The sequence below is a fragment of the Tropicibacter sp. Alg240-R139 genome (assembly GCF_900537075.1).
Lineage (GTDB): Bacteria > Pseudomonadota > Alphaproteobacteria > Rhodobacterales > Rhodobacteraceae > Falsiruegeria.
The window spans coordinates 26,100-43,401 of the sequence record NZ_UNRA01000003.1 but is presented as its reverse complement, the minus strand read 5'-3'; the positions used below and the strand labels follow the sequence as shown (position 1 = coordinate 43,401).

The window sequence follows — 17,302 nt, the reverse complement described above, 5'->3', positions numbered from 1 at the left end:
AATTTGGCAAACAAGTACAATGGGGCGACATGCAGTTTTCGGGTAAAGAAGATATCGAGGCATCGATCGAGAATGTCTTTGCTGCAGTTTCGGAATTTGAGAGCTTTGAACGTTCAGCAATTCGCCGCGGAATCGAGGTTCAGCGCGTGGATTCCTCACTGCCGGTTGATGCAGGTCTGGCGTGGAACACGTCCTTCAATCTGCGTGGAAAGCCGCGCGACATGCTGGTAGCGCTGGTGGAGTTCACAGAGCCATCGCTGATGCGGTTCGATTCGCGTAGCAAGGGGGTCAACGGTGATTGCGTAGTCGAACTGCTGGCGCTGTCGCCACGCCGAACTCGGTTGAGCGTCGACATCAAGCTGTCGGCAAACACTTTGGCGGCGCGCTTGTTCCTGCAATCTCTGAAGTTGGCCCGCGGTAACCTGAACAAGCGATTCAAAATGCGGCTGGCGGATATGGCAAAAGAGATCGAGCGTCGGCAATCGCGCTTGACCTGACATAGTTTCGCAAAGTGTTGCGCGTGTCGCGCTCCGGCGTTTGCTCAGACGTTAGTGGCGTTCACGCGCGGCTGGGTAGACGCCCAAAATTTCGACGTTTGTGGTGAAGTACCCGAGTTCATCCATCGCAAGGCGGACGTTGGCATCATCCGGGTGCCCTTCGATATCCGCATAAAACTGCGTTGCCGTAAAACGGCCACCAACCATATAGCTTTCCAGCTTGATCATGTTGACACCGTTGGTGGCAAATCCACCCATCGCCTTATACAGCGCCGCCGGAATGTTGCGGACCTGAAAGACAAAGCTGGTGATCATGCCCTGATCGCCGCGACGTGATTCGTCTGCTTCAGGCGACATCACAAGAAAGCGGGTTGTGTTGTCGCCTTGATCTTCGACATGGCGGGCCAGTACGTCCAACCCGTAAATCTCTGCTGCAAGTTCGCTGGCCAAAGCGGCGGATTGCATGTCACCTGCCTCGGCAACCTCACGCGCGGCGCGGGCATTGTCGGGGCTGACACGGCCACGGATGTTGTTTTCCCGCAGGAATTTTTCGCATTGCGGCAGTAGCACCAGATGCGAATGCGCCTCGGTCACGTCCGTCAGCTTTGCGCCGGGAACAGCCAGCAGATTAATGTGCACGCGCACGAATGCTTCATCAATGATGTGCAACCCGCTGTGTGGCAGTAGGCGGTGAATGTCGGCCACGCGACCATAGGTGGTGTTCTCAACCGGGAGCATCGCCAGCTTTGCTTCGCCGGTGCGCACGGCCTCGATCACGTCTTCGAACGTGCGACACGGCAGTGCCTCCATGTCGGGGCGTGCGTCGCGGCAGGCCTCGTGGCTGTAGGCGCCGGGCTCTCCCTGAAAGGCAATGCGATTGGTCATTTGTCGGTTTCCGTGCAACAAGTTGTTGAATTGGGCGTTTAGTCGCGGTGTCTATACCTTGCCTCTTGCAAGGGGAAGCCTTAGACACCCGCCCAGACAGCTGAAATGGACTCGCGATCAATGTTCGACACGATGACAGTTACCAAGGCCGCAGCCGGCCTGCTTGGCGCCTTCCTGGTGCTTCTTCTTGGCAAATGGGCCGCTATGATGATCTATAACGTAGGGGGGCATGGTGAAGCTTCGTACGTGATCGAGACCGAGCAGCCTGCCGAAGAAATCACCACGGGCGAAGAAGTCAGCTTTGATGAGTTGATGATGGCCGCCGATGTGGGCAAGGGCGCCAAAGTGTTCAAGAAATGCTCGGCCTGCCACAAGTTGGAAGACGGAGTGAACAGCACTGGCCCAAGCCTGTATGGCGTTGTGGGCCGTCCAGTCGCGTCGTCTGCAGGTTTTGGCTACTCGGGCCCGATGCAGGCAAAAGGGGGCGATTGGACCCCCGAGGCCCTGGATGCCTTCCTGATCAAGCCAAGCGCCGATGTTTCCGGCACCTCGATGAGCTTCTCGGGCCTGAAAAAGCAAAAAGATCGGGTCAACCTGATCGCTTATCTGGATAGCCTAGACAATTAAGCTCCGCTCTTCTTGAGAATTTGAAAGCCGCTGCCCACTTGGGTGGCGGTTTTTTTGTTTTAGCGGTGCAAAATTCGCAAGTTCCTGCCACATGAACGTGTCTTCACAATGCGTTCACGCATTCTAAACTTGAATCTCGCCCCGCTGGACCTTTAGCTGGCAACAACAAAAATTGGTCTATGTTTCACCCGAGACAATCAGACCCATACGGAGGTAGAGCCTGATGACACCGCCCCGCGTCGCGACCCGAATTCGCCAAATGGACATTCGACCAAAGGTGTTGGGAGCGATCGGATTGTCGATTGGCCTACTGCTTGCCGCCACAGGTCTGGCGCATGCCGAGGATGATAAAATCATCGAAAGCCATGGTTATTCGTTCTTTGGCGATTTGACCTACCCGCCGGATTTCGAACACTTCGACTATGTGAATCCCGACGCACCCAAGGGGGGCGAAATCGCGGTGTCTGCTCCGGGTACGTTTGATTCGATGAACCCCTACAGCCGCAAGGGCCGGGCGGGTCGCTACTCCTGGATGGTTTATGAGAGCCTGCTGGGTGAGATGCCCGCCACCGCGGGCGGTTTGCCTGCAGATGTGATCGGGGAAAGTTATGGGCTGCTGGCCGAAAGGTTGGAGTATGACGAGGGCAAAACCTGGGTCATATTCTACATGCGCCCCGAAGCGCGGTTTGCCGATGGGTCCCCAGTGACCGCGCATGACGTTGTGTTCAGCCACAACCTGTTCCTGGAACAGGGGCTGCCGTCATATGCGCAGGCGGTCAAGAAACGTATCCTGTCGGCTGAGGCACTGGATGATCACACGGTGAAATTCACTTTTGCCACCGGCATTTCACGCCGTTCCTTGATTGATCAGGCTGGGGGTGTTCCCGTGTTTCCCAAAGCTTGGTACGAAGAAACCGGTGCTCGGCTGGATGAACCGCGCCTTGATGCGGCACCGGGGTCAGGCCCCTATCAGCTCGACAGCTACAATGTGAACCGCCGTATCGTTTACAAGCGCAACCCTGACTACTGGGGCAAGGATCTGCCGATCAACAAGGGTCGTTACAACTTTGACACCATCCGGGTCGAGTATTTTGCCGACGATACTGCAGGGTTCGAAGCATTCAAGGCGGGCGAATACACCTTCCGTGCCGAGGGCAATTCCAAGCGCTGGGCGACCGAGTATGATTTTCCAGCTGTAACCAAAGGGTGGGTCAAGCGAGAGGAACTCCCGGATCTGACGCCGCCAACGCCCACGGGGTTCGTGTTTAACCTAGGCCGCCCAGCGCTGCAGGACAAACGTGTGCGCGAAGCTTTGTCGCTGGCGTTCAATTTCGAATGGACTAATGAATCGCTTCAGTACGGTCTGTTCAAGCAGCGTCATTCATTCGTGGAAAATGCCCCGCATATGGCCCAAGACGTACCCCAAGGCGCCGAACTTGATCTGCTCAAGTCTCTGGGTGATCTGGTACCCGCTGACATGCTGACCGAACCGTCCGTGCGTGCCCACGAGTCGCGCGCCAAGCGCCTGAATGACCGTCGCAACCTGCGCACGGCGATGAATCTGCTGGATGAGGCCGGTTGGGCTGTTGGTGATGACGGCATGCGGCGGAACGCCCAAGGCGAAAAGCTGGTGATTGAAATCCCGTACCCTTCGTCGTCGTCCCCAACGTTGACCGCAGTGATTGATGGCTTTGCCAAGAATTTGGTGGCGATGGGAGTGGACGCCCGCCCTGATAAGGTTGACTCGGCGCAATACACATTGCGCAATCGTGAACGCGATTATGACATAGTGTTCGACAACTACCGCGCTTTCCTGTCTGCAGGTACCGGTCTGATGCAGATGTATGGATCCGGGGAGGCCGAGTTTAGTTTGTTCAATCCTGCAGGTCTGGCCAGCCCGCTCGTGGATGCGATCATCGAGCACTCGCTTGTAACGACCAGCAAAGAGGAAGAGGCCGCAGCCCTGCAGGCGCTAGACCGTGCGCTACGGTACGAGCGGATCATGGTACCAGTATGGTACAACGACCAAAGCTGGGTCGCCTATTGGGATCAATACGATCACCCCGAAAACCTGCCGGAATATGCCGTAGGTGTGCTGGACTTCTGGTGGTATGACGCCGAAAAGGCCGCCAAACTGAAATCCGACCGCGCGTTGAGGTAAGCCAGACCCATGGGAGCCTATATTCTAAGACGCCTGTTGCTGGTGATCCCGACCCTTCTGGGCATCATGATCGTCAACTTCACGCTGGTGCAATTCGTCCCCGGTGGCCCGGTTGAACAGATCATCGCTGAACTGCAAGGCGGTGGTGATGTGTTCGAAGGCTTCGCTGGCGGTGGCGACGACGTGCAAACACAATCAGGTGCGCCCAACGAGGAATACGTCGGCGCTCGTGGCCTGCCGCCCGAATTTATTGCCGAGCTGGAGAAAGAATTCGGTTTTGACAAGCCGCCGCTTGAACGCTTTCTGACCATGCTGGGCAACTACATGACGCTGGACTTTGGCGAGAGCTACTTCCGCTCGATCAGCGTCATCGACCTGGTGTTGGAAAAGATGCCCGTTTCGATCTCGCTTGGTCTGTGGTCCACCTTGATTGCCTATTTGGTGTCGATCCCGCTTGGCATTCGCAAGGCCGTGCATGATGGATCTTCTTTCGACACCTGGACCAGCGGCGCGATCATCGTGGCTTATGCGATACCCGGCTTCCTGTTTGCCATCCTGCTGCTGGTGCTGTTTGCCGGTGGCTCTTACTGGCAGATCTTTCCGCTGCGGGGACTGACCAGCGACAACTTTGACGACCTGAGTCTGCTGGGCAAGATTGGCGACTACTTTTGGCACATCGCGCTGCCGGTGCTCGCCTCGACCATCGCGGCTTTTGCGACACTGACCTTGCTTACCAAGAACTCGTTCCTGGATGAGATCAAGAAACACTATGTCATGACCGCCCGCGCCAAAGGGCTGAGCGAAAGCCGCGTCCTTTATGGCCACGTCTTCCGCAACGCCATGCTGATCGTGATTGCGGGTTTCCCTGCAGTGTTCATTGGCGTTTTCTTTTCCGGCTCGATCATCATCGAAACGATCTTCTCGCTCGATGGTCTTGGACGGCTTGGTTTCGAGGCGGCAGTGGCGCGCGACTATCCGGTGATTTTTGGAACACTTTTCATCTTTGGCCTGATGAGCCTGGTGGTCGGCATCCTGTCGGATCTGATGTATGTTCTGGTCGATCCGCGCATCGACTTTGAAAGCCGCGAGGGGTAATTCATGGCACTTTCCCCTCTAAACCAACGCCGTTGGCGCAATTTTCGCAAGAACGGCAGGGCCTATTGGTCGCTGATCCTCTTTTCAGTGATTTTCACGCTGTCGCTGTTCGCCGAATTCATTGCTAACGACAAACCGATCCTGGTGAATTACCGGGGTGAGTATTTCACGCCGGTCTTCAATTTCTATCCCGAGACCGCTTTTGGCGGCGATTTCCAGACCGAAGCGATCTATAGCGACCCTGAGGTGCAATGCTTGATCGTCAGCGGTGGTCTGCAGGATTGCTTTGACGAACCCGAGGAAATGCTGGAACAAATCAGTGCAGGCACGTTCCAAGCCGACGGGTTCAAAAAAGGCTGGGCCATCTGGCCACCGATTCCCTATTCGTTCAACACCACCGTGGACCGTCCCGGCGCTGCCCCCCTGCCGCCCAACGGCCAGAACCTGCTGGGTACAGACAGCGCCAAGCGCGACGTGCTGGCGCGGGTGATTTACGGCTTCCGCCTGTCGATCTTGTTCACGCTTTTGGTGACTGGCGTAGCCAGCATCCTGGGCGTGGTGGCAGGTGCGGTGCAAGGCTATTTCGGTGGTTGGACAGACCTGATCTTCCAGCGTGTGATCGAGATCTGGTCTGCGACCCCGTCGCTCTATGTCATCATCATTATGTTCGCCATTCTGGGGCGCAGTTTCTGGTTGCTGGTCGCCTTGATGATCCTGTTTGGTTGGACCGGTCTTGTGGGCGTGGTCCGCGCAGAATTCCTGCGCGCGCGGAACCTGGAATACGTGCGAGCTGCCAAAGCGCTTGGGGTGGGCAACATCACCATCATGCGCCGCCACATGCTGCCCAATGCCATGGTCGCGACGCTGACCTTCATGCCGTTCATTGTTACAGGTACCATCGGTGGCCTGGCCTCGCTCGACTTTCTGGGCTTTGGCCTGCCATCGTCGGCCCCCTCGCTTGGCGAGTTGACCTTGCAAGCCAAAAACAACCTGAATGCGCCCTGGCTCGCTTTCACCGCGTTCTTCACCTTTGCCATCATGCTCTCGCTTCTGGTCTTCATTTTTGAGGGCGTGCGCGATGCGTTTGATCCAAGAAAGACTTTCTCATGAGCGCCTTGCTGGAAGTTAACGGGCTGCGGGTGTCATTCCGTCAGGATGGTCAACTTACGCCGGCGGTCAAGGGCGTGTCCTTTTCCGTGGATCGGGGTGAGACTGTGGCGTTGGTCGGCGAATCCGGGTCGGGCAAGTCGGTGACTGCGTTGTCGACCGTCTCGCTTCTGGGTAGCAGTGCCGAGGTTGAAGGGTCCGTGACTTATGACGGGCAAGAGATGATCGGAGCCGATGAACAGCGCCTGCAGCAGGTGCGCGGCAACGACATCAGCTTTATCTTTCAAGAGCCGATGACCTCGCTCAACCCTCTGCACACGATCGAAAAGCAGATGGCGGAATCGCTGGCCTTGCATCAGGGCGTGGCGGGAGCGGAGGCGCGGACCCGCATTATCGAGCTGTTGAACAAAGTCGGCATTCGCGACCCACAGGACCGCCTAGACAGCTATCCTCATCAGCTTTCGGGTGGGCAGCGTCAGCGGGTGATGATCGCCATGGCATTGGCCAACAAGCCCGATGTCTTGATTGCAGACGAGCCGACAACGGCACTGGATGTGACAATTCAGGCGCAAATCTTAGAGCTGTTGGCTGATTTGCAGAAGGCCGAAAACATGGGATTGCTCTTTATCACCCATGATTTGGGAATCGTGCGGCGGATCGCGGACCGGGTATGCGTCATGAAAGACGGCGAGATTGTCGAAGCCGGATCGACATCCGAAATTTTCGACAACCCGCAACATCCTTACACCCAGAAACTGTTGGCGGCAGAGCCGTCGGGTATTCCCGAACCGATCGCCGGTGACGCAGAGGTGATTGCACATACCAATGGTCTGCGCGTTTGGTTCCCGATCCAGCGTGGGTTCATGAAACGGACGGTTGGTCATGTGAAGGCGGTCAATGATGCCTCGATCAGCGTTCGCGCTGGCGAGACGCTTGGTATCGTTGGGGAATCCGGCTCAGGTAAAACGACTCTTGCGTTGGCCTTGATGCGTCTTATCTCCTCTGACGGTGGCATCACCTATCGCGATCAGGACGTGCGAAAGTGGTCCACGCGCGAACTGCGGCGTCTGCGCAAGGATATGCAGATTGTGTTCCAGGATCCGTTCGGATCGCTCAGCCCGCGCATGACCTGCGCACAGATCATTGCTGAAGGGCTGGCGGTTCATAACGTCGATCCACACCGCGCGCCGCGTGATCTGGTGGCCGAAGTGATGCAAGAAACTGGACTAGATCCCGCAGCAATGGACCGTTACCCGCATGAGTTCTCTGGTGGGCAACGCCAGCGGATTGCGATTGCCAGGGCTATGGTGTTACGACCCAAGTTGTTGGTGCTGGACGAGCCGACAAGTGCTCTGGACATGACTGTTCAGGTGCAAATTGTCGAGCTGCTGCGAAACCTCCAACAGAAATACGGGCTGGCATATCTGTTCATCTCACACGACCTAAAAGTGGTCCGGGCCATGTCGCATCAGGTGATGGTGATGAAACAGGGTGATGTGATTGAAATGGGCCCGTCCGAGGCACTGTTCGAGTCTCCGCAAACAGATTACACGCGCGAGTTGATCGCGGCGGCGGGGTAGGGCGAAGCCACCCTTTCGAAACATCCCGATCGCTGACGTTCTGCGGTGACGCGCCGCGCGCAGCGCGGCCCAACGGGAGGAAGTTTTTCGCCAGAAAAATTGACGACGGGTGGGAGCGATTCGAGCGTTATTTGGCCGGAGCCATTTTGGCTTTGGTGCCTTGGCTCCGCATTTCCTCATAGTGATCAAAGCTCAAGTTCACCCAACCTGTGCCGCGTGTCGAACTGGCGATCGTTCGGTGCAGTTCATCCTCGGCGACTGCGGGCAAAAGCGCGTTGAAAATCTCCCATCCGGCGGCGTTGGGGTTGGCTTCAAAGCCAAGAACTTGCCCTTGGAGGCTACTGATCGTCGGGACCATGTCCCCCACGAAAGACGTCGGCAGGTGGATTTCGGCGTGCAGGACCGGTTGCAGGACCACGGGTTTTGCCATGCCAATGGCCTCGCGTACGGCTACCCTACCGGCCATCTTGAACGCATAATCCGAGCTGTCGACGTTGTGGTGTTTGCCATCGGTCAGGGTGACCTTGACGTCAATCACCGGGTACCCTTCTGGTCCTTCGGCCAAAGCCTCCAGAGCGCCTGCCTCGACTGACGGTATGTAATTCTTGGGAACTGCACCTCCTTTGACGGTGTCGTCGAATTGAAACCCTGATCCGCGCGGCACCGGGGCGACCGTCAGTACAACATCTGCAAATTGCCCGGCCCCGCCGGATTGCTTGCGGTGTCGGTGCCGATGATCCACAGACCTCGAAATCGTCTCACGATGCACGGTCTCTACAGGCTCGGTCGTTACTTCGATACCGAAATCCTCTGCCAGTTTCTCCGACAAACGCCGCAGATGCTGTGGCCCTTGCGTGCCCAGGACCGCATGACCGCCTAGTTCGTCTTGGCTCTGGTGCAAGCCGGGGTCGATCTCGTTCAAGCGCGAGAGCGCATTCGACAGGCGCACGTCATCGCGTTCATGGGTTGGAGTGACCTTTTGCCGGTGGCTGGGTGCATGGCTCGTCGCCCATTCGGGCAAGGGCGAGGACCCGCTGCTGTCAAGGACGAAACCGGGACTCAAATGATCGGACTTAACTGCCAATCCGATCTCGCCCGCGTTGATCCGTTCAATCTGGGTTTTGGTGTCCAATGCCACCAAGGAGCCAATGGTTTCACCGCCCAGGTTTTGATGCGCAATGACCCCGTCGCCCAAGCCGCGCAAGACAGTGATCTTGCCGATGTGCTTCTTGACGTCGGCAAAGCCTGCGATGGCACGGGCCTTTTCTCCGGCCTCGTCCCGGTCCCGCGCGATGTTAAACTCGGGGGCCTCGTGGCGCAGTGCTTTCATCATGCGGGTCAGCCCATTGGCGTGACTAGCAGCGCCAAGGTAGGCGGGGATCAACTGATGATTCTGGAGCACCTTGGCCGCCAGATCAAAAATCTCTTCGCTGGGGGGCTGTTTGTCCTCGATCAGTTGCTCAAGCAGATTGTCGTCGAAATCCGATAGGGTTTCTAACAATTCGGTGCGGGCCTCTTGTTCGCGATCCTCAGCGGATGTCGGAAGCTCGATCAAGGCAGAGGGTTGCCCCTCTTGATATTTCCACGCGCGCTCGGAAATCAGGTCGACTGCGCCGACGATCTGCTCGTCTTCGCGAATCGGAATTTGGCGCAGTGTGATGTGATGCGAACAATAGCCTTGAAGCGCAGAAACGATATCGCGGATGCGGCCGTTGGGGTTGTCCATCTTGTTGATGAACAGAAAACTCGGAATGCCTGCCTCTTCGGCCAAGCGCAGGTAGGGCGCGGCCAGAACGGCGGCGTCCGGGTCGGGCGGCACGACGATCACGGCGGCGTCGCTGATAGCCATCGCTGGCCCGACATAGGCCAGGGCGTCACTTCCGCCATTGACGTCAACGGCACACCAAGGTTCATCAAGATAGGAAAAGCTGTGCAGTTGAACCACTTCGGACACGTTGAATTTTGTGGATCGCCCGTCCAGGCGGCTGATCGCCTCGACGAGCGTGGATTTGCCTGATTGGGTTGGGCCTAATACGGTAAAGACGCGCATTTGATTGTCCCTCTGACTGGTGCACGGCACGGGTTTCTGAGCTGCGCGAATAGGTCAGACGAACAGAGCAATGTCCGTTTGAGGTGTCTTGTGACCAACCTGCCTCGGGACGCGCACCCCTTTGGGCGGCGGCGTCATATTCTATGAGTGTCGGAAATCGAAGGCTGTTCCGTCAAGTGTTTTAGAGGTGCGCGGCGGGCCTCAGGGCGCCCGCCGCTCTGATCCGGCTCTCCCCTTCCGGATCAGATGGCCGAGCTGTGCCCGGCTTTGCTGAGGTCGTATTCATCAAATCCGCGCGCGATCATCCGCGTCAGTGGGCGCGCGTCGGGTGGGATGAACAGCCCCTCGTCCGAGACCCGCAAGACCCCGTCAAACGAACGATTAACCTGCTCAAAGAGGGCATCAAGAGTGCTGGGGGAAATCTCGTGATCGCGCAGGATTTCGGCTCGGTCGATCCGAAAATCGCACATCAAACCTTCGATCAAACGGCTGCGCAAAATGTCCTGCCCTTTAAACTGATGTCCGCGCGAGGTCGAAAACCACCCGTCACGAATGGCCGCCGTATGGGCCGATGTGGCCGGGGCGTTCTGTGCATATCCATGTGGAAATTTCGAGATTGAGGAGGCACCAACCCCAATCAGGACATTGGCCTGATCGTCGGTGTAGCCTTGAAAATTCCGCTTGAGCCTCCCGGCCTTGAGCGCTTGGGTCAGCCCATCATCTTGAGTGGCGAAGTGGTCGATCCCAATCTCGGCGTAGTTGTCCCACTTGAACAGGCGGCGCGCGGTTTCGAATAGGTCCAGCCGTTCTTCGGGCGTCGGCAATTTGTCTGACGGAATCAGTTGTTGCCGCTTGGCCATCCACGGCACATGGGCATAGCCGTAAAGCGCCACGCGATCTGGGTTGAGCGAAAGCAGCTTTTGAACGCTTTCGGTCATCCGCGCCTTAGTCTGGTGCGGCAAGCCAAAAAGGATGTCGGCATTCAGGCTGGTGATTCCGCGGTCGCGGATCATTTCAACCGCCTCACGGGTGATGTCGTACCCTTGAATACGGCCGATGGTTTTTTGGATGAGTGGATCGAAATCCTGTACCCCGATCGAAGCGCGGTTCATCCCTGCGTTGGCCAGTGCGTCCAAGCGATCCGCGTCGATCTCATTGGGGTCGATCTCGACCGAAAATTCGGCGTTGTCGCCCAGTGGGGCCACGTCAAAAATCGCCTGCGCCAGATCCGTCATCATCGCGGGTTGCAGCAAGGTCGGCGTGCCGCCTCCCCAATGCAGTCGCGACAAGGTGATTCCCTTGGGTAGGCGGTCGGCGATCAAACGCAACTCGGATTTCAGCGTCTCCAGATACGCTTTCACCGGGTCGTCTGATTGCGTTCCCTGGGTGCGACAGGCGCAGAACCAACACAGGCGACGGCAGAATGGCACGTGGATATATAGGGAAATCGCGCTTTCAGGCGCAATTTCGGACATCCATTGCCCAAAAAGATCAGACCCCACATCATTGCTGAAGTGGGGCGCGGTCGGGTAGCTCGTGTAGCGGGGGACTTTCGCGTCAAATAGTCCGAGCTGAGCCAATTGGGATTTCGCTATCATTCCGATACTGTAATATGAGCCTTCGACGAATAACCTTGACCCAGATCAATTGGGACAGATCATGAATACCCATGCACAAAATGTTCCCTCCGCTTGCGGAGATTGTCCGATCCGGCATCGCGCTGTGTGTTCGCATTGCGACCACGACGAACTGCTAGAGCTGGAAGGCATCAAATTCTACCGCACCTTCGAGGCCGGGCAAACCATCATCTGGTCCGGTGACATGATGAGCTTTGTGGGATCCGTTGTGTCCGGCATTGCGACGCTGACGCAGACCATGGAAGACGGCCGAACCCAGATGGTTGGTCTGTTGCTGCCGTCAGATTTTGTCGGTCGACCCGGTCGTGATGGAGCGGCCTATAACGTCGTGGCAACAACCGATGTGGTCATGTGCTGCTTTCGCAAGAAACCGTTCGAAGAACTGATGATGCGCACCCCGCATATCGCGCACCGCCTGTTGCAGATGACACTCGACGAACTGGACGCTGCGCGCGAGTGGATGCTGGTTCTGGGTCGCAAGACAGCAAGAGAAAAGATTGCCAGCCTGTTGTCGATCATTGCCCGCCGCGATGCCTCTGTTTCGGCAAAGGGAGCGACGGGGTCCAAGACCTTTGATCTGCCGCTGACCCGCGAGGCGATGGCAGATTATTTGGGCCTGACACTGGAAACGGTGAGCCGCCAGATATCGGCTTTGCGCAAGGACTCGGTGATCCAGCTTGAAGGCAAACGCCACGTGACCATCCCGGACATGCGCCGTCTGATGGACGAAGCAGGCGACGACAGTGACGGCGGTTTCCTTAACTGAAGCTCAGGTCCAGGCTTGCCTGATGGCATCAAGGCTGCTTGGTTTGCTGTGACGGGATAGTGAAAGGGTGAGGTAATGGAATTCAGCAGCGTTTTTGCGATGCTCATCATCGGGGCTTTGTCTGGATGGTTGGCAGGCAAACTGATGGAGGGCCGGGGATTCGGCATCCTTGGCAATATCATTGTCGGCGTAGTTGGCGCTTTTGCCGCTGGGTTCATATTCCCGGCATTGGGGTTTTCCGTTGGCGGCGGGTTTATCGCTTCGGTATTTCACGCCACCATCGGCGCGGTCATTTTGTTGTTCTTGATTGGATTAATCCGAAAGGCTTGAATGAAAACAGGCGCCGAATGCGGTGCCTGTTTTGCTTTGGCTCTAGTGCGCCAGGAAGACTGGCACAGTGCCGTTTTCCAGCATGTTGCGCGTCGCGCCGCCAAGGATGGCTTCGCGAAAGCGCGAGTGGCCGTAAGCTCCCATCACGATCATATCCGCCTGGGTATCCGCGGCATGACGATTCAGCACGTCGGACACGCGCGGCATGGTCTTGCTGAGCACGTCGATCTCGCAGCGTACTCCGTGGCGGGCCAGCATCTGGGACAGCAATCCGCCCGGGTCAGAGCGATCTGGACCATGTTGCGGCGGGTCGATTACAACGATGCGCACGGTTTCGGCGGCAACAAGGAAAGGCAGGGCACGGCGGATGGCGCGCATTGCCTCAACACTTTCGTTCCAGGCCACCAGTACCGTCTTGGGCTGTGCCACGGGTTGCGCGTTGTCCGGCACGATCAAAACCGGCGCGTGCCCTTCGAACATCGCGGCCTCGACAATCGGCTCGGCCTCGGCACCCTTGTTGTCACCATAGGGGCGCTGCAACACGACCAGATCCGAAAAACGGGCGCGATGTGCCACATGCCGTCCGATGTCGGCGATCTGCGCCACGCCATCTTCGGTAGACCATCGAACGCCTGTTGCGTCGAGATAGGCTTTGGCTGCCGCGTTGATCTCTTCTGCGTCGGTGTTGGCGCGTTTGAGCGATTCCTGCAGGATCATCGCATTGGCCCCGGCATAGTAATATCCGGTTTGCGAACGGTCGACACCCAGACACAGGGCTTCGACATGCGCGTTCTGGACCTCGGCCAAAGCGACCAATTGACCAAGGGCTGCTTTGGGCAATTCGGGATCCGTCAAAACGGTTAGTAGAGATTTGTAAGCCATTTGAACCTCTTGACTACAATGCGCACCATAAGGTTTCACGCATTCTCGTATTCATTGAGTTATGCCTGTCACAGATTTCGCGTTAGTGTCTTGATACAGATCAAAGCAAGTTGGACCTCCGTTCTTCATGTAGCGCCTAGTCTGAATTCGTCTGGCGTGACGCAAAGATCGCGTGGGACAAGGCAAAGGGACGCAAAATGTCGAATTATATCAAGCTAATCGCGCTTGGTGTGGTGGCCATCTTCGCCATGATGGCGGCCAACTACGCGCGCGATCCGGCTTACATGGTGCATGCGATCATCATTCTGATCGTCACCGGTGGGCTATTTCTTTGGACACTGCGCCATACGGACGAGCCAGAAACCTACGTTGATTACTCGGGTGAGTATATGGACGGTGTGATCCGCTACGGCGTGATTGCGACGGCCATGTGGGGTGTTGTTGGCTTTCTTGTTGGTGTGATCATCGCTTTTCAGCTGGCGTTTCCGTCGCTGAACTTTGAATGGGCTCACGGGTATGCCAACTTTGGTCGCCTGCGCCCGCTGCACACCTCGGCAGTGATTTTTGCCTTTGGCGGTAACGCATTGATCGCGACATCGTTCTATGTGGTACAGCGAACCTGCGCTGCGCGCCTTTGGGGCGGCAACCTGGCGTGGTTCGTATTCTGGGGCTATCAGCTGTTCATCGTGCTGGCGGCAACCGGGTATCTGCTGGGTTCGACCCAATCCAAGGAATACGCTGAGCCGGAATGGCATGTTGATCTGTGGCTGACCATCGTTTGGGTCGCTTACCTGGCCGTGTTCCTAGGTACAATCGTCAAGCGGAAAGAGCCGCACATCTACGTGGCAAACTGGTTCTTCCTGTCGTTCATCGTCACCGTTGCGATGCTGCATGTGGTCAACAACCTAGCCTTGCCGGTGTCGATCTGGGGCTCGCGCTCTGTCATGGTTATGTCCGGTGTGCAGGATGCGATGACGCAATGGTGGTATGGCCACAACGCGGTGGGCTTCTTCCTGACTGCGGGCTTCCTGGGCATGATGTATTACTTTATCCCGAAACAGGCCGAGCGTCCGGTGTTTTCGTACAAGCTGTCGATCATCCACTTCTGGGCGCTGATCTTCCTGTACATCTGGGCCGGTCCGCACCACCTGCATTACACCGCGTTGCCTGACTGGGCCTCGACCCTTGGCATGGTGTTCTCGATCGTGCTGTGGATGCCGTCCTGGGGCGGCATGATCAACGGTTTGATGACCCTGTCGGGGGCTTGGGACAAGCTGCGCACCGACCCTGTTATTCGTATGATGGTGATCAGCCTTGGGTTCTATGGCATGTCCACGTTCGAGGGGCCGATGATGTCGATCCGGGCCGTGAACTCGCTGAGCCACTACACCGACTGGACCATTGGGCACGTTCACTCGGGTGCATTGGGTTGGAACGGCATGATCACCTTTGGTGCGCTGTACTTCCTGGTGCCTGTGTTGTGGAAGCGGGAACGTCTCTACTCGCTTAGCCTCGTGTCCTGGCACTTCTGGCTCGCGACCATCGGTATTGTGCTCTACGCGGCGTCGATGTGGGTCACCGGTATCATGGAGGGCCTGATGTGGCGCGAAGTGGACGCCAACGGTTTCCTCGTGAACTCGTTCGCCGACACCGTTGCGGCCAAGTTCTTGCCCTATGTGGCACGCGGGGTTGGTGGTCTCATGTTCCTCTCTGGTGCTGTGATCATGTGTTACAACCTGCTGATGACTGTACGGAAAGCGCCGGCCAAAGAGGCTAGCCTGACCGTCGCAGTCCCGGCTGAATAAGGAGGGCCGGAGCAATGGCAATTCTCGACAAACATAAAATCCTCGAGACCAACGCGAGCCTCCTGCTGATTTTCAGCTTTTTGGTCGTGACCATCGGTGGCATCGTGCAGATCGCACCGCTGTTCTGGTTGGAAAACACCATCGAGAAGGTAGAAGGCATGCGCCCTTACACCCCGCTCGAACTGGCCGGGCGCGAGATCTACATTCGCGAAGGGTGCTACAACTGCCACAGCCAGATGATCCGCCCTATGCGGGACGAGGTCGAGCGCTATGGTCACTACTCACTGGCGGCGGAATCGATGTACGATCACCCGTTTCAGTGGGGGTCCAAACGGACCGGGCCGGATCTGGCCCGAGTTGGTGGACGCTATTCGGATGAATGGCACGTCGATCACATGCGTGACCCGCAGGCAGTGGTGCCAGAATCGATCATGCCGAAATATGGCTTTCTGGAAGAAACCCGGATCGACGGCAAATACATCCAGGATGTCATGACCAGCCACTCGATAGTGGGTGTGCCTTACTCGGATGAGATGCTGGCGCAGGCGCAGGCCGACTTCCGCGCGCAGGCCGACCCGGATAGTGACTATGATGGCCTTCTGGAACGCTATGGCGACAAGGTGAACGTTCGCAACTTTGACGGTCAGCCGGGAATCTCCGAAGGCGATGCGATCATCGCCTATCTGCAGATGCTGGGCACGTTGGTCGATTTCTCGACCTTCACACCTGACGCAAGCCGCTGAGGGAGGGGATCATGGAAGAGTACACTTTTCTTAGACAACTCGCAGACAGCTGGTTTCTGGTCGGACTGTTCGCTTTCTTTGTAGGGGTTGTTTTCTGGGTGTTTCGCCCGGGCAGCACCAAAACCTATCAGGATACTGCAAACATCCCGTTCCGACATGAAGACAAACCCGCCACATCCAAGGAGGCGAGGCAATGAGCGACAATACGTCTGAAAAGAAGAATGAGCACGGGAATGGCACGACTGGCCATAACTGGGACGGCATCGAAGAATGGGATAACCCCATGCCGCGCTGGTGGGTCTGGACCTTTTACCTGACCATTATCTGGGCCGTCGCTTACACAATCGCCTATCCGGCCTGGCCGCTTGTTAGCGGGGCAACTGCAGGAGTTCTGGGCTGGTCGTCCCGGGCGGATGTGAACGCGGAAATCCAAGCGGTCGAGGAAGCCAATGCTCCGATCAACGCCAAGCTTGAAGCGGTTGATCTGAACGCAATCGTTGGCGATCCCGAGCTCAACACCTATGCGGTGTCGGCCGGTGGCGCTGTGTTCCGCACTTGGTGCGCGCAGTGTCACGGGTCGGGCGCGGCGGGTGCCAAAGGCTATCCCAACCTGCTGGACGATGACTGGCTCTGGGGCGGAGACATGGAGGCGATCCATTTCACTGTGGCGCACGGCATTCGCAACGAGGACAGCGAAGACGCGCGCTACTCTGAAATGCCTGCCTTTGGTCGGGACGAGCTGTTGACTGAAGAAGAAGTCGATCAGGTCACGAACTATGTAATGTCGCTGTCGAGTGACGCCAATGATGCGTCGCAGGTTGAGGCCGGTTCGGTGCTTTACGCGGACAATTGCGCCTCGTGCCACATGGAAGACGGCACCGGTGATCGCGAGCAGGGCGCGCCCAACCTGGCGGATGCGATCTGGCTGTTTGGTGGGGATTACGAGGACATCAAGCACACGGTGACGTACAGTCGCTTTGGTGTGATGCCTGCGTGGAACACCCGCCTGACCGAGGCGCAAATCCGTGCCGTGACGGCCTATGTCCACCAGCTGGGTGGCGGCGAGTGATCGCTGATTGAGACACCTTCGGGCCTGATGGCCCGAAGGCAGGCGTTGGCTATTCGATCTGTTCGCGC

General features: G+C 57.3%; 16 protein-coding genes. 12 read left to right on the top strand and 4 right to left on the bottom strand.

What is annotated here, in order from left to right; all coding sequences use genetic code 11:
- Nucleotides 1-29 precede the first annotated feature (29 nt).
- Nucleotides 30-497 carry an SRPBCC family protein gene (locus tag G6R15_RS13150; protein WP_164660347.1) on the top strand — a complete coding sequence of 156 codons (468 nt, stop codon included), beginning with the start codon at nt 30-32 and terminating at the stop codon, nt 495-497.
- A 51-nt stretch (nt 498-548) separates the two neighbouring features.
- Here G6R15_RS13150 and G6R15_RS13145 read toward each other — a convergent pair whose 3' ends face one another.
- Nucleotides 549-1,382 (bottom strand): prephenate dehydratase, encoded by an 834-nt coding sequence (locus G6R15_RS13145; protein WP_164660346.1) that lies wholly within the window; start codon nt 1,380-1,382, stop codon nt 549-551.
- A gap of 120 nt (nt 1,383-1,502) precedes the next feature.
- Between G6R15_RS13145 and G6R15_RS13140 the strand changes: the two genes are divergently transcribed.
- The 5 genes from G6R15_RS13140 to G6R15_RS13120 all read left to right on the top strand — a co-directional run bounded on the left by G6R15_RS13140 (nt 1,503) and on the right by G6R15_RS13120 (nt 7,952).
- Entirely contained in the window at nt 1,503-2,009 is a 507-nt protein-coding gene (locus G6R15_RS13140) for a cytochrome c family protein (protein WP_164660897.1), read from the top strand.
- Between the two features lie 223 nt (nt 2,010-2,232).
- Nucleotides 2,233-4,170 (top strand): extracellular solute-binding protein, encoded by a 1,938-nt coding sequence (locus G6R15_RS13135; protein ID WP_164660345.1) that lies wholly within the window; start codon nt 2,233-2,235, stop codon nt 4,168-4,170.
- Nucleotides 4,171-4,179: 9 nt separating this feature from the next.
- Nucleotides 4,180-5,265 carry a microcin C ABC transporter permease YejB gene (locus G6R15_RS13130; RefSeq protein WP_164660344.1) on the top strand — a complete coding sequence of 362 codons (1,086 nt, stop codon included), beginning with the start codon at nt 4,180-4,182 and terminating at the stop codon, nt 5,263-5,265.
- A 3-nt stretch (nt 5,266-5,268) separates the two neighbouring features.
- Complete coding sequence (locus G6R15_RS13125) at nt 5,269-6,375, top strand: ABC transporter permease (RefSeq protein ID WP_164660343.1); 1,107 nt, start codon at nt 5,269-5,271, stop codon at nt 6,373-6,375.
- The gene (locus G6R15_RS13120; protein WP_164660342.1) at nt 6,372-7,952 is read left to right on the top strand and encodes an ABC transporter ATP-binding protein; all 1,581 of its coding nucleotides are present in this window, start codon (nt 6,372-6,374) and stop codon (nt 7,950-7,952) included. Before G6R15_RS13125 ends, G6R15_RS13120 begins: the two co-directional genes overlap by 4 nt.
- A gap of 127 nt (nt 7,953-8,079) precedes the next feature.
- Here G6R15_RS13120 and G6R15_RS13115 read toward each other — a convergent pair whose 3' ends face one another.
- Both G6R15_RS13115 and hemN read right to left on the bottom strand, forming a co-directional pair.
- Nucleotides 8,080-10,032 carry an elongation factor G gene (locus G6R15_RS13115; RefSeq protein WP_255456167.1) on the bottom strand — a complete coding sequence of 651 codons (1,953 nt, stop codon included), beginning with the start codon at nt 10,030-10,032 and terminating at the stop codon, nt 8,080-8,082.
- 212 nt (nt 10,033-10,244) lie between these two features.
- A complete protein-coding gene (hemN, locus tag G6R15_RS13110) occupies nt 10,245-11,600 on the bottom strand; it encodes an oxygen-independent coproporphyrinogen III oxidase (protein ID WP_164660340.1) in 1,356 nt (451 codons plus the stop codon).
- A gap of 61 nt (nt 11,601-11,661) precedes the next feature.
- Here hemN and fnrL point away from each other — a divergent pair, with 61 nt between their 5' ends.
- Together fnrL and G6R15_RS13100 are read left to right on the top strand one after the other, a co-directional pair.
- The gene (gene fnrL, locus G6R15_RS13105) at nt 11,662-12,405 is read left to right on the top strand and encodes a transcriptional regulator FnrL (RefSeq protein WP_205520524.1); all 744 of its coding nucleotides are present in this window, start codon (nt 11,662-11,664) and stop codon (nt 12,403-12,405) included.
- A 75-nt stretch (nt 12,406-12,480) separates the two neighbouring features.
- Nucleotides 12,481-12,735, top strand: a complete 255-nt coding sequence (locus G6R15_RS13100; RefSeq protein ID WP_164660339.1) for a GlsB/YeaQ/YmgE family stress response membrane protein — start codon at nt 12,481-12,483, stop codon at nt 12,733-12,735.
- Nucleotides 12,736-12,777: 42 nt separating this feature from the next.
- On the opposite strand, the gene G6R15_RS13095 is transcribed toward G6R15_RS13100, so the two are convergent.
- A complete protein-coding gene (locus tag G6R15_RS13095) occupies nt 12,778-13,617 on the bottom strand; it encodes a universal stress protein (RefSeq protein WP_164660338.1) in 840 nt (279 codons plus the stop codon).
- A gap of 197 nt (nt 13,618-13,814) precedes the next feature.
- Here G6R15_RS13095 and ccoN point away from each other — a divergent pair, with 197 nt between their 5' ends.
- From ccoN to ccoP, 4 genes are read left to right on the top strand one after another with little or no spacing between them, the layout of a single operon-like run.
- The gene (ccoN, locus tag G6R15_RS13090; protein ID WP_164660337.1) at nt 13,815-15,422 is read left to right on the top strand and encodes a cytochrome-c oxidase, cbb3-type subunit I; all 1,608 of its coding nucleotides are present in this window, start codon (nt 13,815-13,817) and stop codon (nt 15,420-15,422) included.
- 14 nt (nt 15,423-15,436) lie between these two features.
- Complete coding sequence (gene ccoO, locus G6R15_RS13085; protein ID WP_164660336.1) at nt 15,437-16,165, top strand: cytochrome-c oxidase, cbb3-type subunit II; 729 nt, start codon at nt 15,437-15,439, stop codon at nt 16,163-16,165.
- 11 nt (nt 16,166-16,176) lie between these two features.
- Nucleotides 16,177-16,362: a cbb3-type cytochrome c oxidase subunit 3 gene (locus G6R15_RS13080; protein ID WP_085794038.1), complete on the top strand. Its 186-nt coding sequence runs from the start codon at nt 16,177-16,179 to the stop codon at nt 16,360-16,362.
- Nucleotides 16,359-17,234: a cytochrome-c oxidase, cbb3-type subunit III gene (gene ccoP, locus G6R15_RS13075; protein WP_164660335.1), complete on the top strand. Its 876-nt coding sequence runs from the start codon at nt 16,359-16,361 to the stop codon at nt 17,232-17,234. The genes G6R15_RS13080 and ccoP overlap by 4 nt, the downstream gene beginning before the upstream one ends.
- The last annotated feature ends 68 nt before the right edge of the window (nt 17,235-17,302 follow it).

Coding starts and splice junctions, on each gene's coding strand:
- G6R15_RS13140 (WP_164660897.1), top strand. CDS start 1,503: ATGTTCGACACGATGACAGTTACCAAGGCCGCAGCCGGCCTGCTTGGC.
- G6R15_RS13125 (WP_164660343.1), top strand. CDS start 5,269: ATGGCACTTTCCCCTCTAAACCAACGCCGTTGGCGCAATTTTCGCAAG.
- G6R15_RS13135 (WP_164660345.1), top strand. CDS start 2,233: ATGACACCGCCCCGCGTCGCGACCCGAATTCGCCAAATGGACATTCGA.
- ccoN (WP_164660337.1), top strand. CDS start 13,815: ATGTCGAATTATATCAAGCTAATCGCGCTTGGTGTGGTGGCCATCTTC.
- G6R15_RS13095 (WP_164660338.1), bottom strand. CDS start 13,617: ATGGCTTACAAATCTCTACTAACCGTTTTGACGGATCCCGAATTGCCC.
- G6R15_RS13100 (WP_164660339.1), top strand. CDS start 12,481: ATGGAATTCAGCAGCGTTTTTGCGATGCTCATCATCGGGGCTTTGTCT.
- fnrL (WP_205520524.1), top strand. CDS start 11,662: ATGAATACCCATGCACAAAATGTTCCCTCCGCTTGCGGAGATTGTCCG.
- G6R15_RS13120 (WP_164660342.1), top strand. CDS start 6,372: ATGAGCGCCTTGCTGGAAGTTAACGGGCTGCGGGTGTCATTCCGTCAG.
- ccoP (WP_164660335.1), top strand. CDS start 16,359: ATGAGCGACAATACGTCTGAAAAGAAGAATGAGCACGGGAATGGCACG.
- hemN (WP_164660340.1), bottom strand. CDS start 11,600: ATGATAGCGAAATCCCAATTGGCTCAGCTCGGACTATTTGACGCGAAA.
- G6R15_RS13150 (WP_164660347.1), top strand. CDS start 30: ATGCAGTTTTCGGGTAAAGAAGATATCGAGGCATCGATCGAGAATGTC.
- G6R15_RS13080 (WP_085794038.1), top strand. CDS start 16,177: ATGGAAGAGTACACTTTTCTTAGACAACTCGCAGACAGCTGGTTTCTG.
- G6R15_RS13130 (WP_164660344.1), top strand. CDS start 4,180: ATGGGAGCCTATATTCTAAGACGCCTGTTGCTGGTGATCCCGACCCTT.
- ccoO (WP_164660336.1), top strand. CDS start 15,437: ATGGCAATTCTCGACAAACATAAAATCCTCGAGACCAACGCGAGCCTC.
- G6R15_RS13145 (WP_164660346.1), bottom strand. CDS start 1,382: ATGACCAATCGCATTGCCTTTCAGGGAGAGCCCGGCGCCTACAGCCAC.